Annotated in this window: 13 protein-coding genes; 8 read left to right on the top strand and 5 right to left on the bottom strand. The window is 66.6% G+C overall.

Going from position 1 to position 13,832, the window contains the following annotated elements; all coding sequences use genetic code 11:
* Positions 1–9: 9 nt before the first annotated feature.
* From ABJ363_04605 to hemC, 4 genes are all read right to left on the bottom strand, one after another.
* Positions 10–1,413: a heme biosynthesis HemY N-terminal domain-containing protein gene (locus ABJ363_04605; protein ID MEP4378261.1), complete on the bottom strand. Its 1,404-nt coding sequence runs from the start codon at positions 1,411–1,413 to the stop codon at positions 10–12.
* The gene (locus ABJ363_04600) at positions 1,410–2,876 is read right to left on the bottom strand and encodes a mitofilin family membrane protein (GenBank protein ID MEP4378260.1); all 1,467 of its coding nucleotides are present in this window, start codon (positions 2,874–2,876) and stop codon (positions 1,410–1,412) included. Before ABJ363_04600 ends, ABJ363_04605 begins: the two co-directional genes overlap by 4 nt.
* Before the next feature lie 103 nt (positions 2,877–2,979).
* Complete coding sequence (locus ABJ363_04595; GenBank protein MEP4378259.1) at positions 2,980–3,693, bottom strand: uroporphyrinogen-III synthase; 714 nt, start codon at positions 3,691–3,693, stop codon at positions 2,980–2,982.
* Position 3,694: 1 nt separating this feature from the next.
* Positions 3,695–4,618: a hydroxymethylbilane synthase gene (hemC, locus tag ABJ363_04590; GenBank protein MEP4378258.1), complete on the bottom strand. Its 924-nt coding sequence runs from the start codon at positions 4,616–4,618 to the stop codon at positions 3,695–3,697.
* Between the two features lie 100 nt (positions 4,619–4,718).
* Here hemC and tsaD point away from each other — a divergent pair, with 100 nt between their 5' ends.
* The 8 genes from tsaD to ABJ363_04550 all read left to right on the top strand — a co-directional run bounded on the left by tsaD (position 4,719) and on the right by ABJ363_04550 (position 13,218).
* Positions 4,719–5,756 carry a tRNA (adenosine(37)-N6)-threonylcarbamoyltransferase complex transferase subunit TsaD gene (tsaD, locus tag ABJ363_04585; GenBank protein MEP4378257.1) on the top strand — a complete coding sequence of 346 codons (1,038 nt, stop codon included), beginning with the start codon at positions 4,719–4,721 and terminating at the stop codon, positions 5,754–5,756.
* Between the two features lie 26 nt (positions 5,757–5,782).
* The gene (locus ABJ363_04580) at positions 5,783–6,424 is read left to right on the top strand and encodes a TIGR02466 family protein (protein ID MEP4378256.1); all 642 of its coding nucleotides are present in this window, start codon (positions 5,783–5,785) and stop codon (positions 6,422–6,424) included.
* A gap of 10 nt (positions 6,425–6,434) precedes the next feature.
* A complete protein-coding gene (locus ABJ363_04575) occupies positions 6,435–7,421 on the top strand; it encodes an NAD(P)H-dependent glycerol-3-phosphate dehydrogenase (protein ID MEP4378255.1) in 987 nt (328 codons plus the stop codon).
* A 137-nt stretch (positions 7,422–7,558) separates the two neighbouring features.
* Complete coding sequence (locus ABJ363_04570) at positions 7,559–7,972, top strand: EVE domain-containing protein (GenBank protein MEP4378254.1); 414 nt, start codon at positions 7,559–7,561, stop codon at positions 7,970–7,972.
* The gene (locus tag ABJ363_04565; protein MEP4378253.1) at positions 7,969–8,367 is read left to right on the top strand and encodes a Rieske 2Fe-2S domain-containing protein; all 399 of its coding nucleotides are present in this window, start codon (positions 7,969–7,971) and stop codon (positions 8,365–8,367) included. The genes ABJ363_04570 and ABJ363_04565 overlap by 4 nt, the downstream gene beginning before the upstream one ends.
* A 178-nt stretch (positions 8,368–8,545) precedes the next feature.
* Positions 8,546–10,489 carry an acetate--CoA ligase gene (acs, locus tag ABJ363_04560; protein MEP4378252.1) on the top strand — a complete coding sequence of 648 codons (1,944 nt, stop codon included), beginning with the start codon at positions 8,546–8,548 and terminating at the stop codon, positions 10,487–10,489.
* 36 nt (positions 10,490–10,525) lie between these two features.
* On the top strand, positions 10,526–12,928 hold the full coding sequence (locus ABJ363_04555) for a hypothetical protein (GenBank protein MEP4378251.1): 2,403 nt from the start codon (positions 10,526–10,528) through the stop codon (positions 12,926–12,928).
* Complete coding sequence (locus ABJ363_04550) at positions 12,928–13,218, top strand: antibiotic biosynthesis monooxygenase (GenBank protein ID MEP4378250.1); 291 nt, start codon at positions 12,928–12,930, stop codon at positions 13,216–13,218. Before ABJ363_04555 ends, ABJ363_04550 begins: the two co-directional genes overlap by 1 nt.
* A 15-nt stretch (positions 13,219–13,233) precedes the next feature.
* Here the strand turns inward: ABJ363_04550 and ABJ363_04545 are convergent, their stop codons facing one another.
* Complete coding sequence (locus ABJ363_04545; GenBank protein MEP4378249.1) at positions 13,234–13,821, bottom strand: exonuclease domain-containing protein; 588 nt, start codon at positions 13,819–13,821, stop codon at positions 13,234–13,236.
* Positions 13,822–13,832: the final 11 nt, after the last annotated feature.

Genomic DNA, 13,832 nt, shown 5'->3' with positions numbered 1-13,832 from the left:
CGACCCGCATCAGGCCGGGCTCGTGGTTTCCCCGGTCGGGATGTCTCCGGCGTCGCCCGCGACCGGCGCGCCGGCCGCCGCAGTTCCGCCGGCGCCCGCCCCGCTCTCGATCGCGCGATGGATGCGTGGCGGTTGGTTCCAGTCGAGTGTCGCGAACGCACCGCAATGCCCGCACACGGCCGACCAGTCATCCGCCACCGTGCCGCAATCGCTGCAGACCCAAGCGTGATCGGAATCCGCGCCGGCCGCAAGCTCCAGCCAGTCCGCGGGGGTCGACAAGTCTTCCTCGTCCTCGTCGGCAAGCCGCGCCCGGAGACGATACACATCTGCCGTGGGCGCCATCGCCTGCAACTCATCGAGTTGCCGACGGGCCTCGCCCCACAAACTTGCATCGAGGGCCGCGCGGGCCAGTGCGAGGCGGCTTTCGGGATGTTCCGCCGTCGACCGCACCAACGCCTCGACCGCCTTGTATCGCTCGAGCGGCGGAGTGTCCGCGTCGAGCAAGCCGAGATAGACGTCGCGCAATTCAGGATGCGGGGCGGCGACCCATGATTTTTCGACAAACTTCCGCGCCCGCCTGGCGCGGCCGTCTTCGGCAACCAGCCGCGCAAGCATGCTTGCCGCCGGCACCAGGGCGGGGTCGAGTTCATTCGCCTTGCGCGCCTGGGCATAGGCATCGGCCGCCCGGCCATCGCGTTGCGCCGCACGCGCGCGTTCGGTGAGCAGGGCGGCCTGCTGGTGCGGGGCCCGTGCCGACGACATGCGTTTCGACTTCTCGGATTCCTCGATCAGCCGCTGCGCCTCGCGCCAATCCCCGGCCCGGCTCAACAGGGGCACCATCGTATCAACCAGCCATGGGGTGCGCGGCTTCAGCGCGTAGGCGCGCCGTGCATAGACCAGGGCGCGGCTATCGTCACCGTCGCGCAAGGCATCGGTAATCAGGCCACGCAGCCCGAGGAACTCGGTCTCCTCATTCTGGGTCATGCGTTCGAATGTGGCGCGCGCCGCCGCCTCATCCCCGGCGATCTGCGCCGTCTGGGCCTCAAGCAACAATGATACCGGCGCGTGATCGAGAAGTGCGCCCGCGCGTCGTGTGGCTTTACGCGCATTGTCCGCGTCGCCCGAAGCGATCGCCACCAGGCTGTCGGACAACGCCCGCAGACCAGCTTCCTGGCGGCTCAGGCGGCGGCGTATGGACCATTCACGTGGCCGGCGACGCAACCAGCGCCAGGCCGCAAAAATCGCCGCCGCCGCAACCGCGAGCAGGAATACCGAAAGCGCGAGGATTCCCACGGACGTCTCGATTCGCCAGCCCTGCCAGTCGAGCGAGACCACGCCGGGATGGTCGGCGAGCCACACCGCGACCGCCACCACGACCGCGACTTCAATCGCATAGATCAGAAAACGGATCATTGCGCACCACCGTCAACACGCAACCGGGCGATCGCCTGTTCTTCGATCACACGGAGCGCATCGCGGGCATCGACATGCCCGCGCGCGCGCGCCAGCCAGGGCACGAGAATATCCGCGGCAGGCCCGCCAAGCCCGTTGAACTCAAGTATCGCCGCCACAACGTCACGATCCGCCAGGAAGATTTCCGCCCGGGCGATGCGCGCCTCCACATCGTCGCCGTCGACATTGGCACCGGTGCGGCGCACGCTGATGATGTCATTGAGCCGCCCGGTCAGGCGCTGGACCAGGTCGCCATCTGCGCCGGCGGTTGCGGCGCGATCCGCGGCGAGCAGGTCGGGCACCAGTCTCGCAAACGACAACTCGAGCGCCGATCCGGTCGCAACGCCCGTCCCGGACATCCCGCGAAGCGTCGTCAGGGCCGCGTCCAGCTTCGGGTCGTCGGCGCTCACCGTTTCCACGAGTTCGAGCGGCCCCGCAAAGGGTGCGCCGCGTTCCAGCGCCGTGCGCAGCTGGCCTGCCGCGAGCGCCAGGATCGACGCCCTGCTTATCTCGACTTCATCCGCGCTTCGGCCGGCCTCCAATGCCGCGATTCGCGTCCCCAGACCAGCGGCGGATTCCGTCTGGGAGTCCGCCAGCGCCTTCAACCTGGTGTCGAACTCGAGCAACCCGCCGGCCATGGCCTGCATGTTGGTCGATGCGAGTTGGGTGGCGTTCTGAATTTCAACCTCGATCGCGTCCAGACGCGCGAGCAGGGATGAATCGAGCATGGCGGCCCCGCGCGTCCCGCCCGCGCCGCCGTCGGCGGCCTGGGCCACCAACGCATCGCGCAAACTGTCGATCTCCGCCTGCAGAGGCGCGAGGCCGGATTCCAGATCGGGCGCAGACAAATCGGCCAGCTGCGCACGCAGCGCCGCCACGTCCCGGGTCAAGGCCGTGACGTCAATGCCGGATGCGCCTTCGCCCGGCCCATCCGCGAGGCGGGCGACCCGGCCTTCCAGTGCGGACAATCGGGCGTTGTCGCCGCCGGCGGCACCCGGTCCCACCGTGGTCCATCCGAGCCAACCGCCGACGCCAAGGGAGACCAGAAGCGCGAACACCGCGACATTGCTGGCACGCGACGGGGTAATCGACCGCAAGTCGGATTCCGGTCGCCGGTTCTCGGCACCCGTTTCGTACTGATCTCCCGCTTCGTGCGACGTTTCCGGCCCGGTTGCGTCAATCACGGTCGGTTCGACCACGACCGATTCAGACATGGGCGCGGCGTCCCCGGCTACGGATTCCAGGGCGATCCCGTCGGCTTCGGCGGCGTCACGAACCGCCTGCATCCGCCCCGCCGGGATCGAATCGCGCTGTTTCCAGCCCTGGACGGTGCTGACAGGGATGTCCAGACGGGCCGCCATGGGGCGAATGCCGCCGAATGCATCAATGATCGCGCCTGCCGGCTGGTCTGTATCGTCGGTCATGATCGGATTCCGCTGTTTCCTTGCGTACTGACGCGTACATACGCCAAATCTGCTCGTTCCGCCACAAAATCCCGGTTTTCTGGCAATTTTTATAGGCGTACGTCTACGCGTTCAGCCCGTCCAACGCTTGCAGCAGGCTTGGCTGGTCCGGCGATTCCGCAATCCTGACGTCCGAGAACGGCACCGCCGCCAGTTTGTCGGCGACCGCCTGGGAAAGTGCGATGGCGGTCACCCCGACGCACGCCTCCGACAGGCTGTCCTCGGCAACGAGTTTCACGAATTGCGCCGCCGTACGCGGTGAATAGAACAACACCGCACCGAGCGTGCCGGATCGCAGCGGCGCCGTCATTGCGGGGGGCAGCACCGTCACGGGATCGGCGCGGTACGCGACCGCCCGGCGCACCGTAAACCCCGAACTGCCGAGCATGCCCGACAGGTCCCCCGCGGTAACGGATCCGGCCACGTGAAGCAGCCCGCCGTCGCGCGGTGAAAGCCGGGAAGCGACCAGTTCGGCCAGCGCCGCTACATCTCCATCGGCGCTCTCGGTTCGATCGAAACCGCAGCCCCGCGCGGCGGCCGCGCTTGCGTGACCGACCGCGAAAACCGGCACATCGCGCCGGTCGGTCGCGGCCGCGAGGGCGCGCGCGCCGTTCGCGCTGGTAATCAGGATCGCCTGTACGGTGTCCAGGTCGAGTGTCGCGTCCGACGGAATGGTGACCGTCAGAAGCGGGGCCACAATCGGGTCGTGGCCACGCGCCGAAAGTTCTGCGGCCGTATCATCGGCGTCAGGCCGGGGCCGGGTCACCGCCACAAGCATGTCAGCCGCCCAGGGCCGCGAAAAATTCAGGGCCCATGCGGGCGCGTAGTGCCGAACCGACGGTTTTGCCCAACGCCTCGGGGTCCGATGCGTGGTCCGATTGCGAGAGACGGACGAGATCACGCCCGTCGGGCCAGGCGGCAAGGCCGGTGAGATGCAAGTCATCACCATCCAGACGCGCCAGCCCGGCGATCGGGGTGTGACAGGTCCCGTCGAGCGCGTCGAGCATGGCGCGCTCCGCACGCAGGCATGTCATCGCTTCCGCATGGGATATCACCTGCAGCGCGCTGGCGGCGCGGGCATCGTCACCGCGATGGGTGATCGCGATGATTCCCTGGCCCGCGGCCGGCAACATTTCGCCCGCATCCAATATGGCATCGGCTGCGTCGTCCCGGCCCAAACGACGCAAGCCCGCATAGGCCAGCAGGGTTGCGTCCGCCTCGCCGTCGCGGAGTTTGCGCAGCCGGGTCTCCACGTTGCCGCGAAACAGAACCGTCTCCAGATCCGGCCGCAGCGCGAGCAACTGCGCACGCCGGCGCAGGGAGGCGGTGCCGACGCGACCGCCCTTGGGAATCGAAGCGATGGCGTTCGCACCGATCAGCGCATCGCGCGGGTCTTCGCGTTCCAATGCCGCACCGATGGTGATGCCGTCGACGAGCCAGGTTTCCATATCCTTTGCCGAATGCACCGCGATATCGATCTCTCCATCCAGCTGTGCGCGGTCGATTTCCTTCGTGAACAACCCTTTCCCGCCGAGCTCGGCCAGCGGGCGGTCCGTGACCGCGTCACCCGTGGTGCGGATCGGGACGATCTCGGCTGCAGGGGCGCCGGGGTTCGCGGCGGCCAGCAGGTCGCGCACCGCGTTCGCCTGGTACAGGGCGAGCGGGCTGCCCCGGGTGCCAATACGGAGTTTCGTGTCATTCATGTAAAACTCATAGCCGCATGCGCGCCGATTGCAAAACCGCTTCTCGATGGCGCGCTCGTGACGGTGCGACGCCGCCCTTCAAATGGGGTATATGATCCCCATGCTTGTCCTCGGAATTGAAACCAGCTGTGACGAGACGGCGGCCGCGATCGTGTCCGACGACCGGTCGATCTTGTCGAACGTCGTGCTCAGCCAACTCGACGATCACCGGCCGTTCGGTGGCGTGGTCCCGGAGATCGCCGCACGCGCGCATCTCGAGCATCTGGATTCGATCATCGCGCGGGCACGCGACGAGGCCGGCATCGATCTGGACATGCTCGACGGCATCGCCGCGACCGGCGGACCGGGTCTGATCGGCGGGGTGATCGTCGGGGTGATGACGGCCAAGGCCATCGCGGTAGCGCGCGATCTCCCTTTCATCGCGGTCAATCATCTCGAAGCCCATGCGCTGACGGCGCGGCTCACCGACGATGTGGCTTTTCCGTATTTGCTGCTGCTGATCTCGGGCGGCCATTGCCAGTTGTTGATCGTCGAGGATGTCGGACGTCATGTGCTGCTCGGCACGACGATGGATGACGCGGTCGGCGAGGCCTTCGACAAGACGGCGAAGCTTCTCGGCCTCGGTTTTCCCGGCGGCCCCGCCGTCGAGGCCGCGGCGCTCGACGGTGATCCGGAACGCTTCCGGCTGCCCCGGCCACTCAAGGGCCGGCCGGGCTGTGATTTTTCGTTTTCCGGCCTGAAGACGGCCGTCCGACAGGCGGCACTCGATCTTGGCCGCGACCCGACTGCGCAGGACGCCGCCGACCTCGCCGCCGGTTTCCAAGCCGCCGTCGCCGACGTCCTCGCCGACCGGTGCCGACATGCGCTGGCCGAATTCACCGCGCGCCACCCCGACGTGCCGCCGATTTTGGTGGCGGCAGGCGGCGTGGCTGCCAACAAGACGCTGCGCGCGGCATTGACCGCGGTCGGCAAGGCACAGGGCGCCTCCATGGTCGCCCCGCCGCCGGCGCTGTGCACCGACAACGCCGCGATGGTCGCGTGGGCGGGCGTCGAGCGGCTGCGCACGGGAGCCACCGACCCGCTCGACTTCCGGCCGCGCCCGCGCTGGCCGCTGGCCGAACTGCACGCCGCGGAATAAGCTGCGCGCGCCGGGAGACAATCATCATGGCCGCGGACGCCACACCAAATACCAAGATCGATATCCAGCCGTTGTTCGCCACACCAGTGGCGATCGCGACCCTGCCCGAGGACAAACGCATCAGCGCTGCGCTGCGCGAGACCATCCTGGCCCGCGCCGAACAGGAGCCGTCCACTGCCCATTCCAATCTCGGCGGCTGGCAATCGAGCTGGGACATGGCGGACTGGGGTGGAGACGCGGCGGATTATCTTCTTTCTTTCGTACGTCACATGGCCGACACCCTGACCATCGACCGCCACGGCAAACCGGCCCCCCAGACCTGGCGCATGAACGCCTGGGCCAACGTCAACCGCTCGGGACATGGCAACGAGTTCCACACCCATCCGGGCTGCGTCTGGTCTGCCGTGTATTATGTCGACGATGGCGGCGCCGCCGGCGACCCCTCGCTGGGCGGACAGTTCGAACTGCAGGATCCGCGCGGCGTCGCGCCGGCGATGTTCAGGCCCGAACTGGTGCCCAATGTGCCCGGCGGTGCCGCGTTCGGTGCCAGCGAGTCGATCAGCCCCAAGCCCGGCACCGTGCTGATGTTCCCGTCCTGGGTCTCCCACGCCGTGCGACCCTATTTCGGCGACGGTACGCGCATTTCCGTCGCGATCAATCTGAGCTAGGAGCCCGCCGATGCAACGCATAGCCGTGATCGGTGCGGGCGCCTGGGGCACCGCGCTTGCCGCCGTGGCGCGCCGGGCCGGGCGCGACGTGGTGATCCACGCCCATGAGGCCGAAACGGCCGCCGCCATCAATGATAGCCATGAGAACAGGATTTTCCTGCCCGGTATCGCACTCGATCCGGCGATCACGGCAACCGACGATATTTCCCATGCCGCCGACGAGGCCGACGCAATCGTGATGGTCACACCCGCGCAGTTCCTGCGCACCACGCTGACAGCATTGGCACCAGCGCCGGACACACCCCTGATCATCTGCTCGAAAGGGATCGAGCTCGACACCGGCAAACTGATGAACGAGGTGGCGGAAGAAACGGCACCCGACACGGAACTGGCCGTGCTTTCCGGCCCAACCTTTGCCGCCGAAGTTGCGCGCGGGCTTCCGACAGCGGTCACGCTGGCCTGCACCAATGCCGGCACGGCGGCCGGCCTCGCCGCTGCGCTCGGCACACCCTCGTTCCGGCCCTACACCGCGACCGACCTGGTCGGCGCCGAAGTCGGCGGCGCGATAAAAAACGTGATCGCCATCGCCTGCGGGATCGTCGAGGGCCGTGCGCTGGGCCAGAACGCCCGCGCCGCCGTCATCGCACGCGGGCTGGCCGAGATCACGCGCTTCGCCGCCGCACTCGGCGCGGACCCGCGTACCTTGATGGGCCTGTCCGGATTGGGCGACCTGACCCTGACCTGTACCTCGACGGCATCGCGCAACTACAGCCTCGGCAAGTCCCTCGGGTCCGGCTCCTCCTATGCCGATGCGATCGCCGGAAAATCTTCCGTCGCCGAGGGCGCCACCACCGCACCTGCCGTCCTGACCCGCGCGGCGGCGCTTGGCGTCGAGATGCCGATCTGCGCCGCGGTCAGCGCGATCCTCCATGACGACGCCGACGTCGACGAAACCATCACCGCAATTCTGGCGCGGCCCCTGCGCGCCGAGGGTTGATTTCACAATGCGTCGAGACGGCCTGCTTTCTTTGGACGCAGACCTCCTCAGCCTGACTTTTTGACTATATTCTCACCTCGAGAAGCGGCTCGCGGCGCCGTCTCGAAAGATGAAGACGACTGAAAGGAAGAAGACATATGGCGTACTGGCTCTTCAAAACCGAACCGGGTACCTGGTCGTGGGACGACCAGGTCAAGAAGGGCACCGAGCATTGGGACGGGGTCCGGAACCATCAGGCCAACAACAACATGAAGGCCATGAAGGTCGGCGACAAAGGCTTCTTCTATCATTCGGTGAACGAGAAGCAGGTCGTCGGGATCGTCGAGGTGGTGCGGACGCACTACCCCGATCACACCGACGAATCCGGCCGCTTCGGCATGGTCGACATCAAGACCGTCAAGCCCGTGGAGACCCCGGTCACGCTCGCCGACGTCAAGTCGAACCCAAAGCTCGCCGACATGGTGCTCGTCAACAATTCGCGCCTGTCGGTGCAGCCAGTGAAGGCCGCCGAATGGCGCGAGGTGTGCCGGATGGCCGGTGTGAAACCATGAACACCGAGAGTGACGATATCACCAAGCCGGTGATGCGCGGCAACCGCCGCGTCCTTTGTCACGCCGACGAGATCGGCGAAGCCGGCAAGGGATTCGTCCTGCATCACATCTTCAAGGACAACCCGGATGCGACGATGCCGATCTTCATCATCCCGGGCGACGAGGCCGGTTCCCTGTTCTGCTACATGAATATCTGCCCGCATCAGGGCACATATCTGGAACTGAAGCCCGACACCTTTCTCGACGTCGATCGCAAGCTGATCCAATGCTCGACCCACTGGGCCATGTTCCGCAAGGAAGACGGCTATTGCGTGAAGGGACCGTGCGTCGGCAAATCCCTGAGACCGCTCCCGGTGATGATCGACGATGACGGCATGGTCCTCTTCGGCGCCTAGGAACCGCTGCTCAACAAAAAAGAACGCGACGCCGGACGCTGCGGGCGGTTGTCTGGGCGCGCCGATTTCCCGATAATGCGGCGCAACGAAACCGGCGGCATCGGGCCCACCCTCGCAGGGCGGACCCGGGCGCAAGAAACGCCGGACAACGCGATCAAATCAGGGGAGAGACCGCGCCATGTTCCGCGAAAAGTTTCCCGTCCCGGACGAATGGGCAAACCGCGCCTGGGCCGACAACGCAAAGTATCAGGAGATGTACCGGCGCTCGATCGACGATCCGGAGGGGTTCTGGGGCGAGGAAGGCAAACGCCTCGACTGGATCAAGCCCTACACCCATGTCAGCGATGTGTCGTGGGACGCGTCCGATCTGCACATCAAGTGGTACTATGACGGTGTGCTGAACGCGTCGGCGAACTGCCTCGACCGGCACCTTCCCGCGCGTGGCGACCAGACCGCGATCATCTGGGAAGGCGACGACCCCAAGGACGACGCCAAGCTCAACTACAACGATCTGTACGAACGGGTCTGCAAGTTCGCCAACGGCCTCAAGTCCCTCGGCGTCAAGAAGGGCGACCGGGTGACGGTCTACCTGCCAATGATCCCCGAGATCGCCATCACCATGCTGGCCTGCGCGCGCATCGGTGCGGTGCATTCCGTCGTCTTCGGCGGCTTCTCACCGGACTCGATCGCCGGACGCATCGAGGATTGCGAATCCTCCTTCGTCATCACGTCGGACGAGGGACTGCGCGGCGGCCGCACCATTCCGCTCAAGGACAATGTCGATCAGGCCATCGAGAAGCTGACCGCCGGGCACGTCGACAAGGTCGTCGTGGTCAACCGCACCGGCGCCGACATCAACTGGGTCGAGGGGCGCGACGTCTGGTACCACGAGCTGTGCGACGCCCAGTCGGCGGACTGCCCGCCCGAGCCGATGAATGCCGAGGACCCGCTGTTCATCCTCTACACCTCGGGCTCGACCGGCAAACCGAAGGGTGTGCTCCACACGACCGGCGGTTACATGGTCTATGCGTCGATGACCCACCAGTATGTTTTCGATTATCACGACGGCGATATCTACTGGTGCACGGCGGATTGCGGCTGGATCACCGGCCACAGCTATATCGTCTACGGACCGCTGGCGAACGGCGCCACGACCCTGATCTTCGAGGGTCTGCCCAACTACCCGGACGCATCGCGCCACTGGGAAGTCTGTGACAAGCACCAGGTCAACATCTACTACACCGCCCCGACGGCAATCCGCGCGCTGATGCGCGAGGGCGACGAGCCGGTGAAGAAGACATCGCGCGAATCCATCCGCCTGCTCGGCACGGTCGGTGAGCCGATCAACCCGGAGGCCTGGCACTGGTATCACCAGGTGGTCGGCGACGATCGCTGCCCGATCGTCGATACATGGTGGCAGACCGAGACCGGCGGCATTTTGCTGACGCCACTGCCCGGTGCCACGATGCTGAAACCCGGATCGGCGACCCTGCCGTTCTTCGGGGTCAAACCGATCATCGTCGATGCCGAAGGCAACGAGCTCGAAGGCGCGTGCGAGGGCATCCTGTGCATCGACGGCGGCTGGCCCGGCCAGATGCGTACGGTCTATGGCGACCACAAGCGCTTCGCCGAGACGTACTTCACGGCCTACCCCGGCCGGTTCTTCACCGGCGACGGCTGCCGGCGCGACGAGGACGGCTACTACTGGATCACGGGACGCGTCGATGACGTCATCAACGTCTCGGGCCACCGGATGGGCACCGCGGAAGTGGAAAGCGCGCTCGTCGAGCATGACGATGTCGCCGAGGCCGCCGTCGTCGGCTATCCCCACGATATCAAGGGGCAGGGCATCTACGCCTATGTCACCCTCAAGGCGGGGGTCGAGAGCAACGACGCGCTGCTTAACGAGCTGATCAAATTCGTGCGCAAGGAGATCGGGCCGATCGCGACCCCGGATCTGCTGCAGTGGGCGCCCGCCCTGCCCAAGACCCGGTCGGGCAAGATCATGCGCCGCATCCTGCGCAAGATCGCGGCCAATGAGCATGATCAGCTGGGCGATACTTCCACTCTGGCTGACCCGAGTGTGGTAGACGATCTCGTCGAAAATCGGCAGAACAGGTAGCCCGACGCACACATACAAAGGTATGTAGGCATTGTTGTGACATACGAGCCCGATGACATCGCGCACGTGCGCTTGCCGCTGACCTCTCTCGTCCTGTTGGTCGCGCTCCCGGCCGCGCTCGTCCCAGTTATGCAGAGTCTGTCGGTTGCGGGCACGGGGAACGGGGCAAGCGCCGTCGGCGCCGCGTCCGCATCCCTCTCGTTTGCGGGACAACCGGGCGCCGTGGTCGCCGGCAGCATCATCGGCCTGCTGTTCGCCTATATCATCGGCGGGCGCAAATCGATGTTCCTGGCCGTGCTGACCATCGTCGTCGCCGTCGCGGCGATGCTGGCCATCGGATCGCCACAGACATTCGGGTGGGGCCGTGCCACGCTCAACCTGGCCGCCGGCGCCTTGCTGATATTGCCCATACTCGTGCTCGGCCATTACGGATCCCATCGCCAGATCGCCGCCGGCATGCCGGGCCTGATCCTCGGCCCGTTCATCGTGGTTGCCCTCATCGGCATGCTGACCCGCCCCGAGGCCGAGGGCCGCATCGCAGCTCTCACGGACAATTTCGGCCTGGGCGCCGTCGCGCCGATGGCTTGGCTGGCGATCATCCTGACCGTGCTCCTCGTGTTGAGCCTGTTCCGGGCGATGGGGCGCGCGCGCGGCGGACGGCCCAATGCGCTGTTCTCCGCCGAACTGCGCGCGGATGCACGCGCCGCGTTGGGCTTCATCCTCACCGGGCCGCAAATATACGCACTGCTGGTCGCGATGGCGCTCACCGGATACACGGCGACCGCTTATCTGGGTGATTTCGCCCGCAGGAGCCCGCTCGAAGGGTTCGGCCTCGAACCGAACGTCGCGGCGGCCATTTGTCTGGGGCTGGGCGGCTTTATTATCGCCCGCCTGTTCGGCCCCCGGCGGCACCAGCATGTCCTGGCGACGACATTCTTATTCCTGCTGATCACCACCGGCCTGATGGCCGGCACCGACATCATGTTTGCGCCATCCGCGACATCGACAGACGTTTTCGTCTGGCCCTACACCCAGGGCCAACTCATCCTGCTGGTCCTCACCTGCGCGGCCATGGCCATGCTCGGTGCCTCCTTCACCATGATCTGGCTGGCCATCGTCGACGTCGGGCTCGGCGTCCTTGCGACAATATTGCTGGTCACGGTGCTCGTCGCCCGGTTCGCCGCGCCGGCGGTCGTACCGCGCCTGCCCCTCCCCGAGATGTGGCTCGCGACCGGGCTTCTCGGTACAGCACTGGTGCTGGTGATGCTGGGAACGCTGTTTGGCCGGCGTCCCGCCAATGTGGCTGCCCCGGTACAGCCCGACGAATTCACCGCCTTCGAACCTGAACAGCAGGATCGCACGGCCGAGCCTTCAGCGTATTCCGACGAACCGGCGCAGGGCGCCTACGCGCGCGATGACGAACCCGAATTCAACGAAGCAACGAAACTCGATCCGGAACCGGCCTTTGACAGCAAACCGGAATTTGACGACCGGCGGGAACCCGACGATGCGCCGTCGCGCCAGGACCCGCCGGCGGTCGATCCCGCGCCCCGCGAAGCGCAAGACCGGCCTCGCGTATCCCCGCAACCCGAAGTGCGGCAGACGATTGCAGATGCGCCGGACGTAGAAGCCCGTCCGGACTCGTCCCCGGATCGTTCTGCCGAAAGAGTCGACGAGAGACCCGCCGAAAGACCCGCTGGCGAGAAACCCGCCGGAAGACGCCGCCAGAAGGCGCCCTGGCTCCGCAAGCGCCGCCGCCGCGACACCGCACAGGGCGCCATGCAGGACGCCTCGCCGGGCGCCGCACCCGAACATGATGCGACAGCGCCGCGCGAACCGGTCATGCGCGACACCCCGCCCGAGCCGCCGGCCAGACCTGCGGCGCGACCCCGGGAACCCGAGGCGGCGCCCGCCGCACCGGCACGGCGCGAACAGGCCTCACGCCATGAGGCCGTCCACGACACCCATATAGACTGGGCCAAGCTGGGCGCGACCGTCGAGCGGGACGAGACGGCGCCACCGAACACGCCCCCACCGACAGACGCGCCCGACCGTGACACCCGACGACGCGGGGCAAGACCGGACGACACGGTCCCGGCCCCCCCCGCGCCGCGCACCCCGCCGCCGGAAGCCCAACGACCGCAGACCCGACAGACGGAAGCCCCGCGGGCATCCGCGCCGCGATCCGAAGCTCCCAGGCCGGCCGCGCCGAAGCCCGCCGCACCCAAGCCCGCCGCGCCAAGGCCGGCGGCAAAAGAACCAGAGAACCGCGACGACACGCCGGCGCGCCCGGCCCCGGCGAAACCCGCCGCCCGCCCGCAACCGGCCGAACCCGCGTTCACGCGGCACGAATCGACGGCCTTCGACTTCGACCGCCTGCGTGAGAACACACGCGGCACCGACGAAACCAAGGATCAAACGGACGAGGAAAAAGACTGATGCAAATCGTTATGGTGGAATTCGCCGTCGGCCCCGAGCGCGTGGAGGCCTGTGCCGCCGCGGTACAGAAGATCACCGGGACGCTTGTCGCGGCCCAGCCGGAATTTCACGGCGCGACGGTCCACGTCGAAGCCGCAACGGGCACGGTGCTGAACTACATGCGCTGGGACACGCACCAGGATTTCATCGACTTCCGTGATTCCAACGCCGAGCAGATCGGTGCGGCGCTCGGCGAGTTCGGCCCCGCGGGCCGGATGCTCGACGTGGTGGCGGAAATTCCGAAGGGCTGAACCGACCGGGGAAAATCAGTCGCGATCCTCGTTCCTGAGATGTGCCAGCACTTTTGCCAACGCGCGCGCGTCGGCCAGGGCGTCATGGGCCGGGCCAACCGGATCGAGACCGAAGAACGCGGGCAACTCCGAGCTCATCAGATGTTCGTCAGTGACCCGGCGGATCGGCGGGTTGATGTCCCGCCAGTCCGCAGACGCAAACGGATTGTCGAGTTCCTTCAGCGCACAGTCCTCGCCGATCACCAGCTCGTCGCGCCCGTGGGACAGGACAATGTCTCCGCGCACGAAACCCGCGAAGGCGGTCAGCGCCTCTGCCAGACCCACGCCATCGCGCGCGACGGATTCATTGGTGATGCCGGTCAGGGCCGTGAAGTAGTTGGACAGTTCGGGGTTGATCGTCGGCCGGACGAGCATTGAGAAATCCGCGCACTCCGAAAAGTGATCGCCTGCATCGACCCGCACCGCGCCGATCTGCACGATCTCGCGGAACTGGCCCGGCGCGGCCCAGCCGCTTTCCTGCGCACCTTCCCAGGACGTGTATTCCAGATCGGCGATGACCACCATCCCCGATGCGGGCACCACGTCGTTCAGCGTGTCGGGCATTCTTTTTTCGT

The organism is Alphaproteobacteria bacterium (assembly GCA_039980135.1).
In the GTDB taxonomy this organism is placed as follows: domain Bacteria; phylum Pseudomonadota; class Alphaproteobacteria; order UBA6615; family UBA6615; genus UBA8079.
Note: the sequence above shows the minus strand (reverse complement) of the source record. Positions and strands in the feature narration are given on the sequence as shown.